This window comes from Arthrobacter sp. SW1 (genome assembly GCF_001766675.1).
In the GTDB taxonomy this organism is placed as follows: Bacteria; Actinomycetota; Actinomycetes; order Actinomycetales; family Micrococcaceae; genus Arthrobacter.
In genome coordinates, this window is sequence record NZ_MJLT01000045.1 from 447339 (window position 1) to 469096 (window position 21758).

The 21758-nt window shown below is 66.5% G+C and carries 20 protein-coding genes; 14 read left to right on the plus strand and 6 right to left on the minus strand.

Annotation, left to right across the window (positions count from 1 at the left end):
- Nucleotides 1-7: 7 nt before the first annotated feature.
- The 3 genes from BIU82_RS15395 to BIU82_RS15405 all read left to right on the plus strand — a co-directional run bounded on the left by BIU82_RS15395 (nucleotide 8) and on the right by BIU82_RS15405 (nucleotide 3639).
- Nucleotides 8-1576 (plus strand): Na+/H+ antiporter, encoded by a 1569-nt coding sequence (locus BIU82_RS15395; protein WP_070350301.1) that lies wholly within the window; start codon nucleotides 8-10, stop codon nucleotides 1574-1576.
- Nucleotides 1577-1798: 222 nt separating this feature from the next.
- Complete coding sequence (locus BIU82_RS15400; protein ID WP_070350302.1) at nucleotides 1799-2176, plus strand: hypothetical protein; 378 nt, start codon at nucleotides 1799-1801, stop codon at nucleotides 2174-2176.
- A 44-nt stretch (nucleotides 2177-2220) separates the two neighbouring features.
- Nucleotides 2221-3639 carry an HNH endonuclease signature motif containing protein gene (locus BIU82_RS15405; protein ID WP_083292371.1) on the plus strand — a complete coding sequence of 473 codons (1419 nt, stop codon included), beginning with the start codon at nucleotides 2221-2223 and terminating at the stop codon, nucleotides 3637-3639.
- Nucleotides 3640-3851: 212 nt separating this feature from the next.
- Here BIU82_RS15405 and BIU82_RS15410 read toward each other — a convergent pair whose 3' ends face one another.
- Nucleotides 3852-5075, minus strand: a complete 1224-nt coding sequence (locus tag BIU82_RS15410) for an ROK family protein (protein ID WP_070350303.1) — start codon at nucleotides 5073-5075, stop codon at nucleotides 3852-3854.
- Nucleotides 5076-5301: 226 nt separating this feature from the next.
- Between BIU82_RS15410 and BIU82_RS15415 the strand changes: the two genes are divergently transcribed.
- From BIU82_RS15415 to BIU82_RS15440, 6 genes are all read left to right on the plus strand, one after another.
- A complete protein-coding gene (locus tag BIU82_RS15415; protein WP_070350304.1) occupies nucleotides 5302-6573 on the plus strand; it encodes an extracellular solute-binding protein in 1272 nt (423 codons plus the stop codon).
- A 28-nt stretch (nucleotides 6574-6601) separates the two neighbouring features.
- Nucleotides 6602-7507, plus strand: coding sequence for a sugar ABC transporter permease (locus BIU82_RS15420; RefSeq protein WP_070350305.1), 906 nt, complete (start codon nucleotides 6602-6604; stop codon nucleotides 7505-7507).
- On the plus strand, nucleotides 7507-8436 hold the full coding sequence (locus tag BIU82_RS15425) for a carbohydrate ABC transporter permease (RefSeq protein ID WP_070350306.1): 930 nt from the start codon (nucleotides 7507-7509) through the stop codon (nucleotides 8434-8436). Before BIU82_RS15420 ends, BIU82_RS15425 begins: the two co-directional genes overlap by 1 nt.
- A gap of 45 nt (nucleotides 8437-8481) precedes the next feature.
- Entirely contained in the window at nucleotides 8482-10155 is a 1674-nt protein-coding gene (locus BIU82_RS15430; RefSeq protein ID WP_070350307.1) for an alpha-amylase family glycosyl hydrolase, read from the plus strand.
- Nucleotides 10156-10253: 98 nt separating this feature from the next.
- A complete protein-coding gene (locus BIU82_RS15435) occupies nucleotides 10254-11978 on the plus strand; it encodes a glycoside hydrolase family 13 protein (protein WP_070350308.1) in 1725 nt (574 codons plus the stop codon).
- Between the two features lie 7 nt (nucleotides 11979-11985).
- Nucleotides 11986-12972, plus strand: a complete 987-nt coding sequence (locus BIU82_RS15440) for an aldo/keto reductase (RefSeq protein WP_070350309.1) — start codon at nucleotides 11986-11988, stop codon at nucleotides 12970-12972.
- A 104-nt stretch (nucleotides 12973-13076) separates the two neighbouring features.
- Here BIU82_RS15440 and BIU82_RS15445 read toward each other — a convergent pair whose 3' ends face one another.
- The 5 genes from BIU82_RS15445 to BIU82_RS15465 form a co-directional block, all read right to left on the minus strand.
- Entirely contained in the window at nucleotides 13077-13997 is a 921-nt protein-coding gene (locus BIU82_RS15445; protein WP_070350310.1) for a TauD/TfdA family dioxygenase, read from the minus strand.
- A 37-nt stretch (nucleotides 13998-14034) separates the two neighbouring features.
- A complete protein-coding gene (locus tag BIU82_RS15450; protein ID WP_070350311.1) occupies nucleotides 14035-14934 on the minus strand; it encodes an ABC transporter permease in 900 nt (299 codons plus the stop codon).
- Nucleotides 14934-15839 carry an ABC transporter ATP-binding protein gene (locus tag BIU82_RS15455; protein ID WP_070350312.1) on the minus strand — a complete coding sequence of 302 codons (906 nt, stop codon included), beginning with the start codon at nucleotides 15837-15839 and terminating at the stop codon, nucleotides 14934-14936. Before BIU82_RS15455 ends, BIU82_RS15450 begins: the two co-directional genes overlap by 1 nt.
- Nucleotides 15836-16867: an ABC transporter substrate-binding protein gene (locus tag BIU82_RS15460; RefSeq protein WP_070350313.1), complete on the minus strand. Its 1032-nt coding sequence runs from the start codon at nucleotides 16865-16867 to the stop codon at nucleotides 15836-15838. The genes BIU82_RS15455 and BIU82_RS15460 overlap by 4 nt, the downstream gene beginning before the upstream one ends.
- Before the next feature lie 286 nt (nucleotides 16868-17153).
- Nucleotides 17154-18521, minus strand: a complete 1368-nt coding sequence (locus BIU82_RS15465; RefSeq protein ID WP_070350314.1) for an NAD-dependent succinate-semialdehyde dehydrogenase — start codon at nucleotides 18519-18521, stop codon at nucleotides 17154-17156.
- Between the two features lie 171 nt (nucleotides 18522-18692).
- Between BIU82_RS15465 and BIU82_RS15470 the strand changes: the two genes are divergently transcribed.
- The 5 genes from BIU82_RS15470 to BIU82_RS15490 all read left to right on the plus strand — a co-directional run bounded on the left by BIU82_RS15470 (nucleotide 18693) and on the right by BIU82_RS15490 (nucleotide 21728).
- Nucleotides 18693-19556, plus strand: coding sequence for a CoA ester lyase (locus tag BIU82_RS15470; RefSeq protein WP_070350315.1), 864 nt, complete (start codon nucleotides 18693-18695; stop codon nucleotides 19554-19556).
- 2 nt (nucleotides 19557-19558) lie between these two features.
- Complete coding sequence (locus BIU82_RS15475) at nucleotides 19559-20482, plus strand: DUF2797 domain-containing protein (protein WP_070350316.1); 924 nt, start codon at nucleotides 19559-19561, stop codon at nucleotides 20480-20482.
- Nucleotides 20483-20513: 31 nt separating this feature from the next.
- The gene (locus BIU82_RS15480; RefSeq protein ID WP_070350317.1) at nucleotides 20514-20738 is read left to right on the plus strand and encodes a DUF3188 domain-containing protein; all 225 of its coding nucleotides are present in this window, start codon (nucleotides 20514-20516) and stop codon (nucleotides 20736-20738) included.
- A gap of 64 nt (nucleotides 20739-20802) precedes the next feature.
- Nucleotides 20803-21264, plus strand: coding sequence for a MaoC family dehydratase N-terminal domain-containing protein (locus BIU82_RS15485; RefSeq protein ID WP_070350318.1), 462 nt, complete (start codon nucleotides 20803-20805; stop codon nucleotides 21262-21264).
- Between the two features lie 2 nt (nucleotides 21265-21266).
- Nucleotides 21267-21728, plus strand: a complete 462-nt coding sequence (locus BIU82_RS15490) for a MaoC family dehydratase (protein WP_070350319.1) — start codon at nucleotides 21267-21269, stop codon at nucleotides 21726-21728.
- The last annotated feature ends 30 nt before the right edge of the window (nucleotides 21729-21758 follow it).

A 21758-nucleotide genomic window follows, 5' to 3' on the forward strand; every position in this document is an offset into this window, starting at 1 on the left:
CTGAATCATGGACCAGCTGGCACTCATCATCGGATTGCTGCTCGCAACCGTGGCGGCAGTGGGCTTGGGGGACAAGCTCCGGCTGCCATACCCGGTGCTGATGCTGCTGATCGCCGTCGCACTGACATTCATTCCGGGCTTTCCCGAGCTTGAGATCGATCCCGAACTGATCCTGCCGATCTTCCTGCCGCCGCTGCTGTTCGCGACCGCGCAGAAGAGCTCCTGGGCCGTGTTCAAGGTGCGTTGGCGGACGCTGCTGCTGATGGCGGTCGCCTTGGTGGTGGTCTCGACGGCGGTGGTCGCCGGGGCGGCCTGGCTGATGATCCCGGGAATCGGCATCCCTGCCGCGATCGCCCTGGGCGCCATGGTGGCGCCGCCTGATCCGGTAGCCGTCGAGTCAGTTGCCGGCCGGGTGCACATGCCTCGCCGGCTCATCACCGTGCTGCAAAGCGAAGGCCTCTTCAACGACGCCGCGGCCATCGTGATCTTCCAGGCCGCCGTCGCCGCCACAGTTGCCGGAACCCACATGGGCCCCAACATCGTGTGGGAATTCATCCTTGGAGCCGCGCTGGCGGTGCTCGTAGGCATCGCCATGGGCTGGTTCGGCAAGCTCATCAACAAGCTCGTGGCGTCCATGGTGGCGCGCAGCGCCGTCACCTTGGTGATTCCTTTTGCTGCGTACATCCTGGCGGAAGAGCTGCACGCCTCGGGGGTGATCGCCGTCGTCGTGACCGCCTTGGAAACCCAGCGCCACGCCCGCCCGCAGGACGCAGCGGAACGGGTTACCCGCACGGCGTTCTGGGACGTGGTGGAGCTGCTGGCCACCGGCCTCGCGTTCGGCCTGGTGGGGCTGGAGATCCGGCATGTCATCCGGGAAGAGGGGACCGCTGTGTTCGGCATGGCGGGCATGGCCGTGGTGATCTGCGTGCTGGTGTTCGCCGTCCGGTTCGCCTGGCTTGGCCTGCTGGCGGTGTCCGCCCGCTGGAAGGGAGCCCTCCAGCCCGCCTCCTTCAAGGAAGTCCTGATCCTCACGTGGTGCGGCATGCGTGGCTTGGCGACCCTGGCGCTTGCCTTGGCGCTGCCGCTCACCGTGGCCGACGGCAGCGACTTCCCGGCCCGCCACGAAATCCTGGTGATCGCCTGCGCGGTGCTGCTGGCCACCCTCGTGCTGCCCGGGCTCACCCTGCCGTGGCTCATGCGCGTGCTCAAAGCCGCCGAGGACGGTTCGCACGAGGAAGAGGCCGCGAAGCTGCTGGCCAAGCGCGCGCAGAAGGCGGCCATCGCCGCGCTCAAGGACCACGAGCTCATGAAGGAGCTTCCGGCGGAGAAAGTGGCGCTGGTGAAGCAGAAAATGGCGCGCCTGCACGCGGAACTGCTGGACGGCACGCTCAAGAACGAAAGCGTCGAAGAGAAACGGCGCCGCGGGCGCGAGCTGGCCATCACCGTCCAGACCATCGCCCTCGATGCCGCCCGGCAGGAAGTGGTCGCCGCACGCAGCGAACCCGGCACCGACCCGGAAGTCGCGGACCGAGTGCTCCGCCAGCTGGACCTGCGCACCATGGCGATGCCGGAGTAGGGCCTCTTACGGGCGGGCCGTCCGGGCGCGCGCATCTTTCTGACCTCCGACTGGATCCACATTGACTTGATGATGCATTCCCCGGAGGATCCGCTCAGGGACGTGCCCCGGCAGATGTTGCTCGACCGGCACGGTGTGCCGCAGGGCGCCTAGGCCGCCGTTCCTGTGGCTGCCGGACCGGCCCGTTTTCCTGATCAGGATGTCCGGATTTTCCTGTACTTCATGGGGAACGCAGTGACCGCGGTCCGTCGCGGCGAGGTGGTGGCTCTCCTCGGCGTCACAACGATGATGCGCGACCGCCTCCTGGTGCAGCTTTTGCTTGCGGAGAAGGGGATGTCGGCTGACGCTGGCATGAAAAGGGTCGTGGCGTTCCTGGATGCTGAACAGCTGGCTGTTCTCGAAAGACTTCCGGCGGCCGGTGTCAGCCGGGAGAGCCAGCTGCGCCTGCAGGAAGCCGTCATCGCTGAGTACCTTCCGCGTGCCAGGCGCTTGGCCCGGCTATGCGGAGCTGAATGGCCCGTAGACCTTGAAGCAGCGGCGATCGGTTTGTGGGCCCGGGAACTGGGGATCGTTTGCGAGGGATCTTCGCCCCGCCGCTGAGGGTGCCATCTAAAAATGTCTGACCCTGCTGTTTGGATTGGTTCATGGAGGCCAACACGGTTTTGGAAGATGCGCCGCAGGGTGATGCGGTGTTTGATCCTGGCGTGGCCTTGGACAATCTGGTCTCGACTTTGCAGCATGTTGAGGCTGTGATGGCGAGTTTGCAGGCGTTCCGTGAGTACACGCTTGCGGTTGCGGCGAGGGTTGCCGAGGTGATGGCCGACGGCGGACCCGGACCGGGTGCCGCAGGTGTGGCTGGTTTGGGTGCGGTGGAGTTGGCGCAGCGTGCGGTGGCGGCGGAGATTGCTACGGCGACGCGGATGAGTGACCGGGTGGTGCAGCGCCAGATGGCCCAGGCCTTGGAGTTGCTGGGCCGTTTCCCCGGCACGTTCCATGCTTTGGCGGATGGGCGGATCAGCCTGACACATGCCCGGGTGATCCAGGACGCCGGGACCGCGTTGGATGACCTCGAGGTGCTGGCTGGCTTTGAGGCGGCGGTGTTGCCGTGCGCTGAGCAGCAGGCGCCGAACCGTTTGCGGCGGGTTGCGGCCCGCGAAGCAGAGAAAGCCCACCCGGAGGCGTTGGTTGTCCGGCACGAGCGGGCTGTGGCGGGGCGGTGTGTGCGGGTGAACCCATTGCCGGATGGCATGGCCGAACTTGCTGCGACCCTTCCCGCCGTGGTGGCGTACGGGATCCACGACCGGTTGACCGAGATGGCCAAGAAGCACACGGAACTGGCCGGAAAAGAAACAGGACCGGCCGCTGCGCTGGGCACAGCTGCAAGTACGGCTGTCGGCGAATCCCGCACCATGGACCACTTGCGCGCTGATCTCTTCGCAGACCTGCTGCTCAGGGGCGCACCTACCGGGCGCGACACCCCGGACGGGTTGCTGGCGGCGATCACGGCCCGGGTGGATGTCACGGTGCCGGTGTTGACGCTGATGGGTGGCAAGTTTTCGCGGTCCGGAAAGCGTTGGGTGAAAGGCCGTCTGGGTGGTGCTCCGGCCGAGCTGAGTGGCCGCCACCCGATTGACCCCGCCACTGCCAAGCACCTCGCCGGCAAGGCCACGGCATGGAATCGGGTGTTGACTGATCCGGTGAGCGGTGCCGTGCTGGCCGTGGACAGGTACCGGCCCGGCGAAGACCTTAAACGCCTTCTTGCGGCGAGGGATTCGCGTTGCCGTTTTCCCGGCTGCGGCATCCCGGCCCGGGACCTCGACCTTGATCACACCCACGATGCTGCCCACGGCGGACCGACCGAAACCGGAAACCTCGCAGGACTCTGCCGCCGGCACCACGTCCTCAAACACCACAGCTACTGGACCGTCCGGCAAGCCGGCAACGGAACCCTGGAATGGACCAGCCCCACCGGCCGGAACTACACAGATAAGCCACCCACGCCCGCGGCAACCACGGTTGGCGGGTCGCCAAGCGGGGCAGCCAGCAACCCACCGCCCTTTTGACGGCGCCCCGACCGAACGGGACCGAAAGCAATCCGGTCCACTAGGCCTGAAATGGGCCAGGACCAGCCGTGCCACGGATCGCGCCACGGATGCGGGCGTGCGGTTAGAGGTATCGACGACGAACTCATCGAGGCCTGCGTCGGCTAACTACTGGTTCAGCGATGTGGACCTGCCGCCCCGGGGCAGCGGCAGCGTGCAGCACCGTGCCCGCGTCACAAACCCTTCCCCGCACCTCTGGCCAGGGAGGCAGGGTACACGTCCAGCGCGTTGTCTTCCACGTAATCCAAGGCATGCCGCACGGCCCCGATGGACACAATGCCCTCGCCCAGGGCAGACACCATGACCCGTGGCGGCGTATGGGTGAAGTCCGGCAGCTCTCTTTCGATGGCGGGGAGAAGGGCCTGCGCGGATTCGGCCACGGCCCCCGCGATGACCACGAGCTCCGGATTGACCATGGTGCTCAGGGAACCGATGACCCTTGCCATGCGGTGCGCCATCCGCTCCAGGATCCCGACGGCGGCCGCGTCACCTGCCGCCGCGGCGGCGAACACCATCTCGGCCGTCAGGGCGTTGGCGTCCCCGCCGCAGTGTTCGCGCAGCGCGGTCTTGCTGCCGCCGTCGAGCGCTTCACGCCCCCACAGCGCCGCATAGTGGGCAATGCCGTGAGTGTCTCCCACGCCGTCGAGCTTGTCCAAGTACCCCAGCTCGCCGAAACCGCCGAGCTGTCCATGGAGCAGCCGTCCCGATTCGAGCACACCGGAGCCCAGGCGGTCGCCGGCGAGCATGACCACTAGGTTGTCGATGCCCTGGGCTGCGCCACGCCAACGTTCGGCAAGCGTGGCGAGGTTCGCGTCGTTCTCCAGCAGCACGTGCCAGCCGTGCCGTTCGGAAACGATCGCGCGGACGTCGAAGGAACGCCAGAACTCCTGCGCCGTGAGGACTTCGCCGTCCCGGCTGACAGGAGCCGCAACGCCCACGGAGACGGCAAGTACCGAATCGGCAGGCACTCCGGCGTCTTCCAGGGCCTGGGCGGCGATCCGGTCGAGGACATCGGCGCGCTCGTCGGCCGGCACGTTGTACGCGCGGAACGGCATGGTGACCTGCGACAGGGGAGTGCCTGCCATATCGGCCACGATGGCGGTGATCTTGTTGGCACCGATGTCGATGCCGAGCACGCTGGCCGCACGGTCATCGAAGACGAAGCGGCGCGCCGGCCTGCCTTTCACGTAATCTCCGGCACCGCGCTGGTTTTCCAGCTCCTGCAGCCAACCCAGCCGTACGAGTTCGTCGCAGATCGAGATGACCGTGGCGCGGGACAGCCCGGTGACGGCCATCAGTTCGGTACCCGTCAGCACACCGGCCCCGCGCATCACCTTGAGCATGGCACTGGCGTTGACCCTGCGTACCAGCTGCGTTGAGGGCGCAGTTTCGCTCATCGTTGACGCTCCACTTCTTCCCGGAAGGACGGCCCACTAAAGGCAGCCGCTCTAAATTTAGTTCATAAATCTATGTAGGGAAACAAATCCCCGGCGGGCTTGACCCTGTGAGCCAGCTCATCCCCTACTGTCGATAGGTTATAAATTTACCTCCTATCTAAAACGGGTGCACTCCATGCCTGTGCCCGGCGGCGCGGCCTTCGGACCGCATGACGAAAGGACAACGGTGTCTGTGAAACTGACGCGGACAAAACGCCTGGCGGGGTTGGGTCTCGGGCTGTCCCTCCTTGCGGGCCTGCTTTCGGGGTGTGCGGGCGGAGACGGCACGGAAACCATCCGTTTCACCTTCAGCAAGCGCGAAGCAATCCCCTTCATGACCAAGCTCGTCAACGAATACAACGCCTCGCAGGATGACACCCGCGTGGTCCTGGATACTTCGGGCGTGGACGTGGTCTCTGCCAGCTTCGTACGCGGCAATCCACCGGACATCGCCCTGGCGAACTACAACATGGAGACGTCCCGCTTCGTAGAGCGCGGTGCCCTGAGCGACCTCTCCGATACCGACGCCGCCTCCCGCGTCCGCGAAGACCTGCAGCCGTTGATGGATCAGTACGGTTCGTACCCGGGACGCACCAGCGCCCTGCCGTACTCGATCATGGCGTCCTCGGTGATCTACAACAAGGAGATCTTCGCGGCCCACGGCATCGAGGTGCCCAAGACTTGGAGCGAACTGATCGCGGCCTGCGACAAGCTCAAGGCCGCCGGCGTCACCCCGTTCTACGCCACCTGGAAAGACGACTGGACCATCGGCCAGGGCTGGTTCGATTACTCGGTAGGCGGGGAACTGGACACGATCGACTTCTTCAAGAAGCTCTCTGAGGAAGGAGCCGACGTCGGACCGGTCTCCGCGGTGTCCTTCCAGAAGGACTTCGGCCAGTCCGTCGGCAAGATGCTGAAACTGGCAAAGACGTACGTCAACAAGGACGCCGCGAGCCGTGCCTACGGCGACGGCAACCTGGCCTTTGCCCAGGGCAAGGCCGCCATGTACCTGCAGGGCCCGTGGGCATTCAGCGAAATCGCCAAGACCGCGCCGGACCTCAAGCTGGGAACCTTCCCGCTGCCGATGACCGACAACCCGGAGGACCTGAAGGTGCGCGTCAACGTGGACCTCGCGGCATGGATTCCGGAAGGCTCCAAGCACAAGGACGCGGCACGGAAATTCCTGGAGCACCTGTACAAGCCGGAAATCATCGAGGCCTACAACAAGTCGCAGCTTGGCTTCACCCCCACCAAGGACGCTGCAGTGAACCCCGACCCCCGGGTTGAAGGGATGGCCGGCTACTACGAGAAGGGCCAGGTCTACCAGGGCCCCTCCGTACTTGTGCCCAAAACCATCCCGATCTTCAACTACACGCAGGCAGTGGTGTTCGGCGCCGACCCTGCAACCACCCTCCGCACACTCGACGCTGACTGGGCACGGCTGGCCTTCCGCCAGTAAGAGCCAGCAATAACCAGGAGACAGGCTTATGTCCACCATTACTCCGGCCAAGCGGGGCAGCGGAACGCGCCGCAGCACGCGACGGGTCGAACCGATCTACTACCTCTTCCTGCTGCCGAGCCTCGCGCTGTTCACGCTGGCCATCACGGTTCCGGGAATCATCGGCATCTTCTTCAGCTTCACCAACTCCATCGGCATCGGTGACTGGGACTTCACCGGATTCACCAACTACATCGCCATTTTCAGCGACCCGGCCATCCTGCAGAGCTATCTGTTCACCTTCGGCTTCTCGGTGGTCACCGTGATCGTGGTGAACGTGATCGCCTTCCTCCTGGCCGTGGCACTCAACGCCCGCATCAGGATGAAGTCCGCCCTGCGGACCATCTTCGTCATCCCGATGGTGGTGTCCGGCATCATCATCGCCTACGTGTTCAACTTCCTGTTCTCGAACTCGTTGCCGGCCGCCGGGGCCGCCGCCGGCATCCCGTGGCTCGAAACCAGCCTGCTGGCCAACCCGGACCTCGCCTGGGTGGCGATCGTGATCGTGACGGCCTGGCAGGCCGTGCCCGGCTCCCTCCTGATCTACATCGCCGGCCTTGTCTCCATCCCCTCGGATGTCTACGAGGCAGCGGAGATCGACGGCGCGGGCAAGCTCCAGCAACTCATCAAGATCACGGTCCCCCTGGTCGCCGGCTACGTGGTGATCAACGTGATCCTGGGATTCAAGGGCTTCCTCAACGCCTACGACATCATCGTCGGCCTCACCAACGGCGGCCCCGGCACCTCCACCCGAAGCATCGCGATGACCGTCATCACTGGCTTCAACAACGGTGACTACGCCTACCAGATGGCCAATGCCACGATCTTCTTCGTGGTCGCCATCCTCATCTCACTCCTGCAGCTCTCGCTGACCCGCGGACGGAACGCACTCTGATGACACAGCCAAGCACCCTCGAAACCGAAGCACGCCACGGCAGCCGAAGCGCCGCCGTCGGGAGCCGGAAAGGCCCGGCAAAGACAAAGCGCGCCCCGAAAGCACAGCCGGAGCGCGTGAACTGGTCGGCCACCACCATCCTCATCCTGTGCGCGGTCACCGTGCTGCTGCCGCTGTACGTCACGGTCTCCATGGCGTTCAAGACTCCCGGCCAGGCGGTGGACGGCAACGCCTTCTCCTTCCCGGCGCCGTTCAGCCTCGAAGGATTCACCCAGGCGTGGGCGCTGACCAACTTCCCGGTGGGCGCAGCGATGTCCCTGCTCGTCACCGCGGGGACCGTCGTGGCCACGATCGTCCTGGCCGCGTTCGCGTCCTACGCGATCGTGCGCAACTGGGAGCGCCGGCTGTTCCGGTACTCCTTCTTCTACCTGCTGGCCGCGATGTTCATCCCGTTCCCCGTGGTGGCGCTGCCGCAGATCCAGCTCACCGGCCGGCTGGGCCTGGACAACCCGCTGGGGGTGATCCTGCTGGCCACCATGTTCCAGCTGAGCTTCAGCGTGTTGCTGTTCACCGCGTTCTTGCGTTCCATCCCGCTGGAACTGGAGGAAAGCGCGCGGATCGACGGCGCCACCACCTGGCAGACCTTCTGGAAGCTGATCTTCCCGCTGCTCGCCCCCATGAGCGCCACCGTGGGCATCTTCGCTTTCCTGTACGCCTGGAACGACTTCATGATGCCGTCCCTGATCATCTCGGACCCGGCGCTGCAGACCCTTCCGGTGCGGCAGCACTTGTTCCAGACCCAGTTCAGCAACAACTACCACGTGTCCTTCGCGTCCTACCTCATGGCGATGGCGCCGGCGATCGTGGCCTACCTGTTCACGCAGCGCTGGGTCATGGCCGGTGTCACCCAGGGCGCCGTCAAGGGCTGAGCCCGGCCCACCCGGATAACACCACACACTTCCCAAGGAATCCCCATGGCAGCAGAACCCATCCTCGTCCCCGAAGCCACCTGGTGGCGGCAGTCCGCCGTCTACCAGATCTACCCCCGCTCCTTCGTCGATGCCAACGGCGACCGCATCGGTGACCTGCGCGGCATCATCTCGCGTGTGCCGTATCTCGCCGCCCTGGGGATCGACGCCGTGTGGCTGAGTCCGTTCTACCCGTCGGCGCTCGCCGACGGCGGCTACGACGTGGCGGACTACCGCAACGTCGATCCGCGGATCGGCACGCTCGAGGAGTTCGACGAGATGGTCGCCGCGCTGCACGCGGAAGGCATCCGCGTGGTCGTGGACATCGTGCCCAACCACTCCTCGAACGACCACCCCTGGTTCCAGGAAGCGCTGAAGGCGCCCAAGGGTTCCGCGGCCCGGGACCGATACATCTTCCGTGACGGCGTGGGGCCCGACGGCGGACTCCCGCCGGCCGATTGGCAGGCGGCCTTCGGGGGACTCGCCTGGGAGCCGGTCGGCGACGGGCAGTGGTACCTGCACACCTTTGCCAAGGAGCAGCCTGACTTCAACTGGGACAACCGCGAAGTGCGGGACGACTTCCTCAAGACCCTGCGGTTCTGGTCGGACCGCGGCGTGGACGGCTTCCGCGTGGACGTGGCGAACCTGCTGGTGAAGGATCTTCCGGCGACCCTGCCCAGCCGCGCCGAACTGGATGGCATGGACCGGGACTCGGGAACGCACCCGCTCATGGACCGCGACGAGGTGCATGAGGTGTACGCCGAGTGGCGCGCGGTGTTCAACGAATACAACCCGCCCCGCACCGCCGTGGCGGAAGCCTGGGTGGATTCGCCGGTGCGCCGCGCAAAATACGCCGCGCCGGGCAGCCTGGGCCAGGCCTTCAACTTCGACCTGCTGACGGCGGATTTCGACGCCGGCCAGTTCCGCCGGATCGTCACGGACAACCTGGCCCAGTCCGCCGTCACCGGTTCCTCCTCCACCTGGGTGCTCTCCAACCATGACGTCACCCGGCACGCCACCCGCTACGGCCTGCCGCCGCTGGACGGCCGGAAGGGCGTGAAGCAGGGCGTCGAGTGGATGCTCGCCGGTGCGCCCGCCGACGGCGTCGACCTCGCGCTCGGCCTGGCCCGGGCCCGTGCCGCGACGCTGTTCCTGCTGGCCTTGCCGGGCAGCACCTACCTGTACCAAGGTGAGGAGCTCGGACTGCACGAGGTGGGGGACATTCCCGCCGAAGAGCGGCAGGACCCGGCGTACCACCGCTCGGTGAACCAGCCGGACTGGACTTATGACGGCCTGGGTCGGGACGGCTGCCGCGTGCCCTTGCCATGGACCGCCACCGGACCGTCGTTCGGTTTCGGGCCCGACGGCGCCCACCTGCCGCAGCCCGAGTGGTTCGGCAAGGTTTCGGTGGAAGCCCAGGACGGTGATCCCGCGTCTACCCTCAACCTTTACCGCGGGGCCCTGCGCCTGCGCCGCGTCCTGCAGGGCGGTGAAACCCTTGAGTGGACGGAAGCCGCCGACGGCGAGGTGCTGGCCTTCCTCCGACCCGGCGGCTGGCTGAACATCACCAACTTCGGTGAGGCTCCCGTGGCATTGCCCGACGGCGAGCTCCTCCTTGCGAGCGCGCCCGTCGAGGACGGGCTCCTGCCGGGTCCGGCCACAGCGTGGCTCCGCGTCTGAGGCTCCGCGAGGGAACCGCCGTACCCCTGTTGACCTTCAGTGGCTGGAGTCACATACTGGTCGGGGAGATAATTTAGATCCAAAATAAAAGGAGTTCCGTGAGCACCACCGCCCCCGAGGCACACCGCAACGACGCAGACCGCATGACCGATCCCAACTGGTGGCGCCAGGCCGCGGTGTACCAGATCTACCCGCGCAGCTTCGCCGATTCCAACGGGGACGGCATCGGCAACCTCAAGGGCATCACCGCCAAGGTGCCGTACCTGAAGTCCCTCGGAGTCGATGCCGTGTGGCTGAGCCCGTTCTACCCCTCGGCGCTCGCCGACGGCGGCTACGACGTGGACGACTACCGCGACGTCGACCCGAAGATCGGCACCCTCGAAGACTTCGACGAGATGGCAGCAGCCCTCCACGAGGCCGGCATGAAGGTGATCGTGGACATCGTTCCGAACCACTCCTCGGACCGTCACGAATGGTTCAAGGAAGCCCTCGCATCGCCGAAGGGTTCCCCGGCCCGGGACCGCTACATCTTCCGCGACGGCCTGGGCGAGAACGGCGAGCTCCCGCCGTCGGACTGGGAATCCGTGTTCGGCGGCCCCACCTGGGAGCGCATCACCGAACCGGACGGAACGCCGGGACAGTGGTACTTCCACATCTTCGCCAAGGAACAGCCTGACTTTAACTGGGACAACCCGGAAGTCCGCGAAGACTTCCTGAAGACCCTGCGCTTCTGGTCCGACCGCGGCGTGGACGGCTTCCGCATCGACGTGGCGCACGGCATGACCAAGAACCTCGAGGGGACACTCCCCACCCGGGCCGACCTGGAAGCCCGTGCCAGCGAAGGCGACGGCTTCGTCGATGGTTCCCACCCGTACTGGGACCGTGACGAGGTCCACGCCATCTACGCCGAGTGGCGCAAGCTCTTCAACGAATACAACCCGCCGCGCACGGCCGTCGCCGAGGCCTGGGTGCACCAGACCCGCCGTGCCCGCTACGCCAGCCCGGAGGGCCTGGGCCAGGCGTTCAACTTCGACCTCCTGCAGGCCGACTTCGACGCCACCCAGTTCCACACGATCATCACGAAGAACCTCGCCGAGGCCGCCGCGTCCGGCGCCTCCTCCACGTGGGTGTTCTCCAACCACGACGTGGTCCGGCACGCCACCCGCTACGGGCTCCCGGTCGCCGAACCGTCCTCCGACGCCGAAATCATGGCCGGCCAGGCCGGCAAGAAGTGGCTGCTCGAGGGCGGCAAGCAGGAAGACGTGGACATCGAGCTCGGCCTGCGCCGCGCCCGTGCCGCCTCGCTCCTGATGTTCGCGCTGCCCGGCTCCGCCTACCTGTACCAGGGCGAAGAGCTCGGCCTCCAGGAAGTCGGCAATGAAATCACCGACGCCGAACGCCAGGACCCTTCGTTCTTCCGGAACAAGGGCAAGGAGATCGGCCGCGATGGCTGCCGTGTACCGCTGCCCTGGACCGCAGAAGGACCGTCCTTCGGCTTCGGCGACGGCCCTGCGCACCTGCCGCAGCCGGCCTGGTTCGCTGACTTCGCCGTGGACGTCCAGGACGGCGACGAGAGCTCCACCCTCGAGCTGTACCGCAAGGCCCTGAAGCTGCGCCGCGAGCTGCAGTCCGGCGAAGAACTCGAGTGGATCCCCAACGCCGACCCGCAGGTGCTGCACTTCCGGCGCCCGAACGGCTGGGAATCGGTGACCAACTTCGGAACGGACGCCGTGGAGCTCCCGGAAGGAACCGTCGTCGTCAGCAGCTCCGCGCTGGAAGACGGCAAGCTCCCCGGCGCCACCACTGCCTGGCTTTTCGGCTGAGCCTGAGATGACCACGAACACTGACGGCCCGCTCAACGGAGCAGGCCGCCTCATCTATGGCTGCATGGGCCTGGGCGGGGACTGGGACAGTCCTGACTACGGTTCCGCGGAGGTGGAGCAGGCGGCGGCTGCCATTGAGGCAGCCCGCGGCATCGGCATCACCCTGTTCGACCATGCGGACATCTACACCCGCGGCAAGGCCGAATCGGTCTTCGGCGAGGTCCTCGCCGGAACGCCGGGCTTGCGGGAACAGATCCAGCTGCAAAGCAAGTGCGGGATCAGCCTGGCCGAGGGCGGTGTCCCCGGGCACTACAACCTCAGCCGGGACGCCATCGTCGAACGCGTGGACGCCAGCCTGAAGAGGCTGCGCACCGACTACCTGGACATCCTCCTGCTGCACCGCCCGGATCCGCTGCTGGAACCGGCGGAGGTGGCGTCCGCCGTCGGGCAGCTGATGGCGGAAGGCAAGGTGCGCGCGCTCGGTGTGTCCAATATGTCCGCCGCGCAGATCGAGTACCTGCAGGACGCGCTGGAAACGCCGGTGGTGGCCAACCAACTGGAGATGAGCCTGCACAAGGCCGCGTGGGTGGAGAGCACCGTGCTGGTCAACCGGCAGGAAGGCTTCGACGCCGGATTCCCGCACGGAACTGTTGAGCACTGCATCCGCAACGGGATCGAGCTGCAGGCCTACGGTTCGCTCGCCCAAGGCCGTTATGCACAAGGCCGCTATACGGGATCGCCGGCCGCTTCCACGCCGGAGGAAACCGCGACGGCGGCGCTGCTCGCCACGCTCGCGGAGGAGAAGGGCACCACGCCCGAAGCCGTGCTCCTGGGCTGGCTCATGAAACACCCGGCGAAGATTTCGCCGGTGGTGGGCAGCTCCCGCCCGGAGCGGATCGCCGCCTGCGCGGATGCGGCCAAGGTGGCGGCGTCGATGAGCCGGATCGAGTGGTACACACTGTGGACCACCGCCCGCGGCGCGGCCATGCCGTAAAGCCGTAACAACAGAGATAACAACAGTCAGGCCCCGCAGTTTCGCTACTGCGGGGCCTGTCTGTTCGGGGGAGGGGTACAGCTACAACAACACATGCGTGCTACTTAGAGCGGAGCGACAACGGAATACGTCGAGGAGTCGCCCTCGATCGCCTGGCTCGCCTTGCCGTCAACGCCCACCGGGATCTCACCGGCGATCGTCACGCGGTTCAGCTTGCGCGGCTGGCCGTCGTAGTTGTCCGGTGCGTAGTGCTGGGTGATGCGGTTGTCGAAGAGCACCAGCTGGTTGGGTTCCCAGCTCACGCGGACCACGTTTTCCGGGCGGGTCACGTAGGCCTGCAGGAGGCGCAGGATGTCGCGGGATTCGGTGTTGGACAGGCCCACGATCCGCAGCCGCTGGGCGAAGCCGCCGATGAACAGCCCGCGCTCGCCGGTCAGCGGGTGGACGCGCACCACGGGGTGGGCGGTCTCGAACTTGATCCGGGTGAATTCCTTGCGGCGTTCCTCGGCGTTTTCGTGTTCCAGGTTCTTGGGCACGGAGTAGTCGTAGTCGTTGGTGTGGATGGCCCAGAGCGTGTCGGCGAAGTTCCGCAGCTCGTCCGGGAGGTCGGCGTAGGCGCCGGCCGAGGACGCGATCAGGGTTTCGCCACCGTAGGCAGGAAGGTCAATGCTGCGCAGGGTGGACGCCTGCGGCGGGTTGACCACGAACGTCACGTCCGTGTGCCAGGTGTTGGCCGAACCGTTCTCGCTGTCCACGGGCAGCACATTCGCCTCGCCCTCCACGGACGCCACGGTGGGATGCGCCGTGGTGAGTGGACCGAAGTGGCTGGCGAACTTCACCTGAGCTTCGTCCGTGAGGATATTGGCCTCGCGGAACACCAGCGCCTTGTGCTCGTTGAGGGCCGCCCGGATCTGCGCCACGGTGTCGTCGCTGAGGTCTCCGCTGAGGTCCAGGCCCCGGATTTCGGCGCCGATGCGGGCTCCGAGCTTGGCGAATTCGAGCTTGGTTTCGGTGATGACGGTCATGGTTCTTTCCTTTTCTGTAGTGCGGTTGTGGTGGAAATCAGGCCCCGACGGCGGTGCGCCAGCGGGAGAAATGCCGCTCCAGGGCGACGAGTAGGAAGTTCACGGCCAGGCCAAGCAGCGAGACGGTGAGGATGCCGGCGTACATATCCGGGATGAGGAAACTGCTTTGGGCGTTGACGATCAGGTATCCGAGGCCGGCCTTCGCGCCGACCATTTCCGCGGCGATCAGCACCAGGATCGATGCCGTGCCCGCCATCCGGATGCCGGTGAAGATGGTGGGAACTGCCGAGGGCAGGATCACCTTCTGGAAGAGCCGGAAGCTGTTCAGGCCCAGGGACTTCGCCGCCCGGATCAGCAGCGGGTCCACGGTCTTGACGCCAGCGATCGTGTTCAGCAGCACCGGGAAGAACGCCGCGTAGGCCACGATCGTCACCTTGGATTCCTCGCCGATGCCCAGCAGCAGCGTGAACACCGGAAGCAGCGCCAGGGCCGCAGTGTTGCGGAACAGCTCCAGCAGCGGGTTGAGCACCGAGTTGAGCCGGCCGTACCAAGCGATCAGCAAACCCAGGGAAACGCCTGCCACCAGTGCGATGCCGAATCCTGCCACCGAGCGGCCCAGGCTCGCGGCCAGATGCCCTTGGATGGAGCCGCTCTCGAAGAGCCTGCCCCAGGCCAGCAGCACCTCGTGCAGCGGCGGCAGGAACACCCGGGTGGACGGAGCCGCGAGGTACAGCGGCCCGAGTTCCCAGAGCGCCAGGAAGGCCAGGACGCCGGTGGCCTTCCACAGCCAGGAGCCGGCGCGGGACGCCGCTGCTGACAGGCCGGCCGGAGCGCACCCGACGGCGGAGCGTGAGTCGGCAGGACCGGTGGCCGTTGTGGTGGTGACCGCCGTGTCGGTGACTGCCGTGCGGACCGGCTTAGTGAGTGTTGCGCTCATCAGGCGGCGCTCCTTTCACGGGTTGTCGCGGCCGGCTCGCCCAACACCGGTTCATCCGGTGCTGTGCCGTCAGGGAGGATCTTGCGGTGTCCGGCGTCCTGCGCGAGCCGGACCTCGTCATGCAGCAGGGTCCACACCTTGTGTCGCTGCTCCACGAAGGCGGGCGTGGAGCGGATGTCCTCACCGCCGTCGCGGTCCGGAATGTCCACGTCCACGATCGCCTTCAGGCGTCCCGGCCGCGCGCTGAGCACGGCCACGCGCTGACCCAGGTATACGGCCTCGTCGATGCCGTGGGTGATGAACACGATTGTCTTGCCGGTGGTCCGCCAGATCCGCAGGAGTTCCTCCTGGAGCTGCTCGCGGGTCTGGGCGTCCAGGGCGGCAAAAGGTTCATCCATGAGGAGCACGTCCGGTTCGTAGGCCAGGCTCCGGGCGATGGCCACGCGCTGTTTCATGCCGCCGGAGAGTTCGTGCGGGAAGCGGTCCTCGAAACCGGCAAGGCCCACCAGCTTGAGGTACTCGCTGGCTTTGGCGGCGCGCTCGCGGCGGGAGAGCTTCCGGCCGTCCGGTCCCTTGCCCTCCAGCCCGATCGACACGTTGGCCGAGGCGGTACGCCAAGGGAAAAGCGCGTATTGCTGGAACACCACGGCCCGGTCCTTGCCGGGGCCCGTCACCGGCCGGCCGTCCACCAATACCTCGCCGGAGGTGGGCGTGGACAGGCCGGCCAGGAGGTCCAGCAAGGTGGTCTTGCCGGAGCCGCTGGGCCCCACCAAGGTGAGGAACTCGCCGTCGCGCACGTCCAGGCTGAGGGAGTCGATAGCGGTCAGGGTGGTGGTGCCCGCCGATCCGGCGGGACGTACCGTGAACTGCTTGCTGACGTTGCGCAGGCTGATCTTGGCGGTCATTTCTTTGCCTTTCCAGCGAGCTCGTTGAACTCATTGGTGTAGTAGTTGGCGGGCGTGAGCTCCTTGGTGACGATGCCCGAGCTCTTCAGCCACTCGCCCCAGCGGGTGAAGTCCTCGTCCTTGATGGCGCCTGCGTCCGGGACGCCCACGCTCTTCCAGTACTGCAGCGCCTCGGTGCTTTCGTTGCGGCCGCGTTCCTTGATGATCCTGGTGAAGCGGGCAATGACGTCCGGGCGGGGAGTGGTGCGCGCCCATTCGATGGCCTTGGCCACGCCCGTGGCGAAGGCCCTGGTGGTGCCCGGGTTCTTCTCGATGAAGTCCGTGCGCAGCACATAGGGGCCGCCGGCGAAGGGGCCGAAGAACTGCACATCGCTGAAGACGGAGCGGAGGCCGCCGGCGGCGATGGCCTTGTCCTGCAGCACCCCGCCGAGCGCACCGGCGTCCACCTGGCCGCGGCGGATGGCTTCTTCCGTGTCGTTGGGCGGCAGCGGGACCAGCTGGACCTGCTTTGCTTCCTCGGGGCTCAGGCCGCTTTTGCGCAGGTAGGTGTTGATGACGGCGTCGGCATGCGCGCCCAGGGTGTTCACGGCGATCTTCTTGCCGATGAAGTCCTTGGCCGTCCGGATGGGGCTGTCCTCCTTGACGTAGAAGCCGTTGAAGGTCTTCGCGTCTTCGCCGTAGTAGTTGACCACGGCCTTCACGGGGGCGCCCGCTTCGATGAGCTTCACCACGGCGCCGGCAAAGGCCCCACCGAAATCGGTCTGTCCGGTGGCGGCGGACTGGATGTCCTGCGGGCCGCTGGTGGTGTTGCCCACCCATTTGAGTTTGATGTCGCCGAGGTAGCCAAGGTCCTGCGCGAGTTCCGGCAGCGTGACCGAGTTGGCCCAGCCTTGGTAGCGCAGTTCCTTCACCTCCGTGCCATTGGGTGCGCTGCCGGGTCCTGCTTCCGCGCTGTCGCCGCAGCCGCTCACCGTCAGCGCAAGTACGACGGCGGCCGCGACGCTCAACAGGGGCTGGTGCAGTTTCATGGGAGCTACTTTCCGGGTAGGGATTTTGGGGAAACCGGTCCGGAGTGATGGACCGGTGGGAACGATGTAAACGCACCGGCCATGGCGCTGGAAAGCCCGCGGGTAACGCCCGGAAACCGCGGGAAATCCGGGGAAATTCAAGGAAACCCCACGCAACGCAGGGCAACACGGAGCCTTGCCCGGCAACACAAGGCGGCAACAAAAACCGCAACAAAAAACGGCGGTTCCCCACCTGCGAAAGGAGGGGAACCGCCGTCGTGATGTCCGCCGTTGGACGTGAAAAGCGTCAGCTGATGCGGATCATCTTCCGGTTGACGAACTCGCCGATGCCGTAGCGGCCCAGCTCGCGGCCGAAGCCGGAGCGCTTCACGCCGCCGAACGGCAGTTCGGCTCCTTCGGCGCCCACGGCGTTGATGAAGACCATGCCGGCTTCCAGCTTGTCGGCCACGCGAAGGGCCTGCTCCTGGTCAGTGGTGAATACGTAGGAACCCAGGCCGAAGGGGGTGTCGTTGGCCAGGGCAACCGCGGCGTCCTCGGACTCCACCCGGTACACCGCGGCCACCGGGCCGAAGAACTCCTCGTGGTAGGCGTCGTTGTCCGGGGTGATGTCCGCCAGCAGCGTGGGCGGGAAGAAGTTGCCCTTGCGCTCGCCGCCGAGCACCAGGCGGGCGCCCTGCTCCACGGCGCGGTCCACCTGTTCGCCCAGGCGTGCCGAGGCCGCATCCGAGGACAGCGGGCCCAGGACGGTGTCCGCCGAGGTGGGATCCGCCGGAACGACTTCCTTCAGGGCGGCAGTGAACTTCTCCACGAACGCGTCGTACAGCTCATCCACCACGATGAAGCGCTTGGCGGCGTTGCAGGCCTGGCCGCTGTTGTCGAGGCGGCCCGCCACCGCGGATTCGACGGCGGCGTCGAGGTTGTCCGTGGAGAGCAGGATAAACGGATCCGAACCGCCGAGCTCGAGCACCACCTTCTTGAGGTTGCGGCCCGCGATCTCGGCGACGGCGGCGCCCGCGCGTTCCGAGCCGGTCAGGGAGACGGCCTGGACCCGCGGATCCGCGATGAGGCCGGCGATCTGCTCGTTGGTGGCGTAGATGTTGACGTACGCGCCTTCCGGGAAACCGGCGTCGAGGAAGATCTGCTGCAGCGCCGCAGCGGATTCCGGGCACTGCGGGGCGTGCTTGAGCAGGATGGTGTTGCCCACCACCAGATTCGGGCCGGCGAAGCGTGCCACCTGGTAGTAGGGGAAGTTCCAGGGCATGATGCCCAGGATCACGCCGATGGACGAGCTGCGGACCAGCGCCGAACCTTCGCCGTCCAGCAGCGGGATCGGCTCATCCGCGAGCAGGGCCGGGCCGTTGTCCGCGTAGTAGTCGTAGATGGCCACGCAGAAATCCACTTCGCCCAGGGCCTGCTCCACCGGCTTGCCCATCTCGCGGACGATGATGTCCGCCAGTTCCTGCCGGCGCTCTTCGTGCAGCCGGGCCACCTTGCGGATCAGGGCGGAACGGTCCTCCACCGTGCTGCCCTTCGACCAGCCCTTGTGCGCTGCCGCGGCCGAATCAACCGCCGCGGCGAGCTCCGCGTCCGTGATGGTCGGGTATTCCTTGATGGTTGCACCGGTGGCCGGGTCGACTACCGCATACTCAGTCATTCAGATGCTCCTTGGATTCGGGATTGCTGATCGGGAACCCGATTCTATACCGCGCGGTGCAGTAACCTGCGACACGCCCGCTCCATGGTCACATTTGTTTTGTTCATAGTGAAGACCACATAGAAGGCTGTTTCTTGGCCATACTCACCGCGCGCCCGATACGGTAGATGCATGACGTCTAGCATTGCCGCCGAATCCGCGCGCTCCACCCGCAGCATCCCCGCCGACATCGCCCGCTCGTGGCTCCTCGTGAACGCCATGAAGACGGAGCTTTTCGACCAGTCGGCTTCCTCGCGCGCAGACGCCATCATCCTGGACATCGAAGACGCCGTGGACCCCTCGCAGAAGGACCATGCGCGCGAGAACGTGGTGAACTGGCTGGCTGCCGGCGGCCAGGCCTGGGTCCGCATCAACGACGCCACCAGCCCGTTCTGGGCGGACGACCTCGCCGGGCTCCGTGGTACCCCGGGCCTGCTGGGCGTCATGCTCGCGAAGACCGAATCCGCCGACCAGGTCACCGAGTCCTACCACCGCATGGACGGCAAGACCCCCGTCATCGCCCTGGTGGAATCCGCCGTCGGCATCGAGGAAGCCAACCACATCGCCAAGGGCCAGGGCTGCTTCCGCCTCGCCTTCGGCTCCGGTGACTTCCGTCGCGACACCGGCATGGCGGCCACCCCCGAGGCCATGGCGTACCCGCGTGCCAAGCTCGTGGTCGCCAGCCGCGTGGGCAACCTGCCGGGCCCCATCGACGGCCCCACGGTCGGCACCAACCACCCCATCCTGCGCGAGCAGACGGGCATCACCGTGACCATGGGCATGACCGGCAAGCTCTGCCTGGCCATCGACCAGACCACGGTCATCAACGAAGTCATCAGCCCCACGCCTTCGGACGTCGCCTGGGCCACCGACTTCATGAACGACTTCGAAGCCAACGGCCGCGTCATCCGCGACGGCTCCGACCTGCCGCGCCTGGGCCGTGCCGAGAAGATCATGAAGCTCGCCGTGGCGTTCGGGGTGCAGCCTTCCCTGTAGCCATGCTGGTGCACGGCGTCGCCTGGGATGCCTCTCCCGCGGGTGGATTGCCCGACGGCGGATCCCCGGCGCTGCGCCTGCAGTCGCCGTCGGGGGAGCGCAGCGCTGTTCCCCTGACGGCAGGCACCGGGCTCGGCTTCCGCGTGCTCGATGGCCTGTGGTGCCTGGGGCACAGCAAGGTCCACGGGCCAAGGGACCGCACCCACGTGCCGTGCCCCGAAGCGGCCCCGGCCGAACGCGGCAGGCAATGCGGGCAATGCTTTGCCCGCGATGATTCCCGGCTGATGCACGACTTCCACCGCGGCGGCTCCGTGCCGCCCGGGCTGCGGGCTTATCTCATGCAGCCGCACTGGCTCTACATCGCAAGTTTCGCGAACGGCGCCACCAAGGTTGGCACGGCCTCCGCCCCGCGGAAATGGCAGCGGCTCGCCGAACAAGGAGCCGTCCATGCGTCCTACGTGGCGCACGCCGAGGACGGCCGCGCGGTGCGGATCCTCGAGGATTTGGTGACCCGGGAACTCGGCACGCCCCAGCTGGTCCGCTCGTCCGCGAAGGCGGCGGGCCTGCTCGAGCCGCGTGCCGTCGTCGGGCTTTCCTGCGTCCACAAAGCGGCCGCTGTCCGCACCCGTGAGTTGCTGGACGGTCTGGCGATGGACGGCTTCTCCACCGTGGAGGAGGAGTGGCAGCGTCCCGGGTTCGCGGACGAAGCATGCGATAGCTACGGGCGCCGGCACCCGTATCCGCAGGCGTTCGACGGCGGCACACACGGCTTCACGGTGCGCTCCCTGTCCGGGGCGATCGCGCTGGCCGAACTGCCGGGTGAGGAATGCGGCTTCATCGCCGATCTCGGGGCGCTCAAGGGCCGCCGCATCGAATTCGGCGACTACCGCACCGACGTTCCGGCGCTCCAGGATTCGCTGTTCTGAGTGCCATGGCCCTGATCGCTAAACTGGCTGGGTGCTGAACGAATTCTGGGCCACCGCCTCAACCACCTACAAGACGCTGGTCTTCAGCGCCATGGGCCTGATCGCCGTCGGGATCATCCTGACGATCATCGGCAACTCCACCCAGAACAAGGGCCTGGCCATGGCATCCCTTGGCGTGATCGGACTCGGCCTGGTGCTGCACGTGGTGGGCCTGGTGGTGCGCGGCCAGCAGATCCGCCGGAAGCTCAGGAAGTAACGGTTAGCTTGCCCCCCAACCTCGCAAGCTCGGCCGGGGACCCCTGCAAGCTAACCTTAGGGTTATGACAATCAATCCCGACCTGCAGGGCCGCAGCTACCCTGCCGCAGAGGTGTACGACGTCGGCCGCGAGAAGATCCGGGAGTTCGCCCGGGCGGTCAAGGCCACCCACCCCGCCCACTTCGACGTCGAGGCCGCCAGGGCGCTCGGCCACAACGACCTCGTGGCCCCGCCCACCTTCGCCATCATCGTGGCCCAGCGTGCAGACGCCCAGCTGATCGAGGACCCGGAATCGGGCATCGACTTCAGCCGCGTGGTCCACGCCGACCAGCGCTTCACCCACCACCGTGCCATCGTGGCCGGTGACCAGCTGCGCGCCGAACTGCACGTCGACGGCGTCCGCGCCATGGGCGGCGGTGCCATGATCACCACGCGCGCGGAAATCTTCACCGTGCGCGATGACCTGCAGCGTGAACCCGTGGCCACCACCACCTCGTCCATCCTGGTCCGCGGAGAGGGACAGTAAGCATGAGCCTGAAACTTGAAGACCTCGCCGTCGGCCAGGAAATCGGCACCCGCAGCATCGAGGTCACGCGCCAGGACCTGGTGAAGTACGCCGGCGCATCCGGCGACTTCAACCCGATCCACTGGAACGAAGCGTTCGCCACCGGTGTTGACCTGCCCGGCGTCATCGCGCACGGCATGTTCACCATGGGCTCCGCCGTGCAGCTGGTGAGCGACTGGGCCGGCGACCCCGCCGCCGTCGTCGATTACCAGACCCGCTTCACCAAGCCCGTCCTGGTCAGCGACACCACCGGCACCGCTGAGCCCGGCGCCGTGATCGAGGTGGCCGGCGTGGTGGGAGCGCTCGACGCCGAGGCCGGCACCGCGCGCGTCGACCTCACCGTCACCTTCAATGGGCAGAAGGTCCTGATGAAGTCGCAGGCCGTCGTCAAGCTGACCAAACAGTCCACGCCGAGCGAACAGTAAAGCCGGTTTGGACACCACCCTTGGACACGG

What these genes read in the sequence shown, in the direction of transcription:
- BIU82_RS15395 (WP_070350301.1), top strand. Translation starts at nt 8, where the DNA reads ATGGACCAGCTGGCACTCATCATCGGATTGCTGCTCGCAACCGTGGCG.
- BIU82_RS15400 (WP_070350302.1), top strand. Translation starts at nt 1,799, where the DNA reads ATGGGGAACGCAGTGACCGCGGTCCGTCGCGGCGAGGTGGTGGCTCTC.
- BIU82_RS15405 (WP_083292371.1), top strand. Translation starts at nt 2,221, where the DNA reads ATGGAGGCCAACACGGTTTTGGAAGATGCGCCGCAGGGTGATGCGGTG.
- BIU82_RS15410 (WP_070350303.1), bottom strand. Translation starts at nt 5,075, where the DNA reads ATGAGCGAAACTGCGCCCTCAACGCAGCTGGTACGCAGGGTCAACGCC.
- BIU82_RS15420 (WP_070350305.1), top strand. Translation starts at nt 6,602, where the DNA reads ATGTCCACCATTACTCCGGCCAAGCGGGGCAGCGGAACGCGCCGCAGC.
- BIU82_RS15425 (WP_070350306.1), top strand. Translation starts at nt 7,507, where the DNA reads ATGACACAGCCAAGCACCCTCGAAACCGAAGCACGCCACGGCAGCCGA.
- BIU82_RS15430 (WP_070350307.1), top strand. Translation starts at nt 8,482, where the DNA reads ATGGCAGCAGAACCCATCCTCGTCCCCGAAGCCACCTGGTGGCGGCAG.
- BIU82_RS15440 (WP_070350309.1), top strand. Translation starts at nt 11,986, where the DNA reads ATGACCACGAACACTGACGGCCCGCTCAACGGAGCAGGCCGCCTCATC.
- BIU82_RS15445 (WP_070350310.1), bottom strand. Translation starts at nt 13,997, where the DNA reads ATGACCGTCATCACCGAAACCAAGCTCGAATTCGCCAAGCTCGGAGCC.
- BIU82_RS15450 (WP_070350311.1), bottom strand. Translation starts at nt 14,934, where the DNA reads ATGAGCGCAACACTCACTAAGCCGGTCCGCACGGCAGTCACCGACACG.
- BIU82_RS15455 (WP_070350312.1), bottom strand. Translation starts at nt 15,839, where the DNA reads ATGACCGCCAAGATCAGCCTGCGCAACGTCAGCAAGCAGTTCACGGTA.
- BIU82_RS15460 (WP_070350313.1), bottom strand. Translation starts at nt 16,867, where the DNA reads ATGAAACTGCACCAGCCCCTGTTGAGCGTCGCGGCCGCCGTCGTACTT.
- BIU82_RS15465 (WP_070350314.1), bottom strand. Translation starts at nt 18,521, where the DNA reads ATGACTGAGTATGCGGTAGTCGACCCGGCCACCGGTGCAACCATCAAG.
- BIU82_RS15470 (WP_070350315.1), top strand. Translation starts at nt 18,693, where the DNA reads ATGACGTCTAGCATTGCCGCCGAATCCGCGCGCTCCACCCGCAGCATC.
- BIU82_RS15475 (WP_070350316.1), top strand. Translation starts at nt 19,559, where the DNA reads ATGCTGGTGCACGGCGTCGCCTGGGATGCCTCTCCCGCGGGTGGATTG.
- BIU82_RS15485 (WP_070350318.1), top strand. Translation starts at nt 20,803, where the DNA reads ATGACAATCAATCCCGACCTGCAGGGCCGCAGCTACCCTGCCGCAGAG.
- BIU82_RS15490 (WP_070350319.1), top strand. Translation starts at nt 21,267, where the DNA reads ATGAGCCTGAAACTTGAAGACCTCGCCGTCGGCCAGGAAATCGGCACC.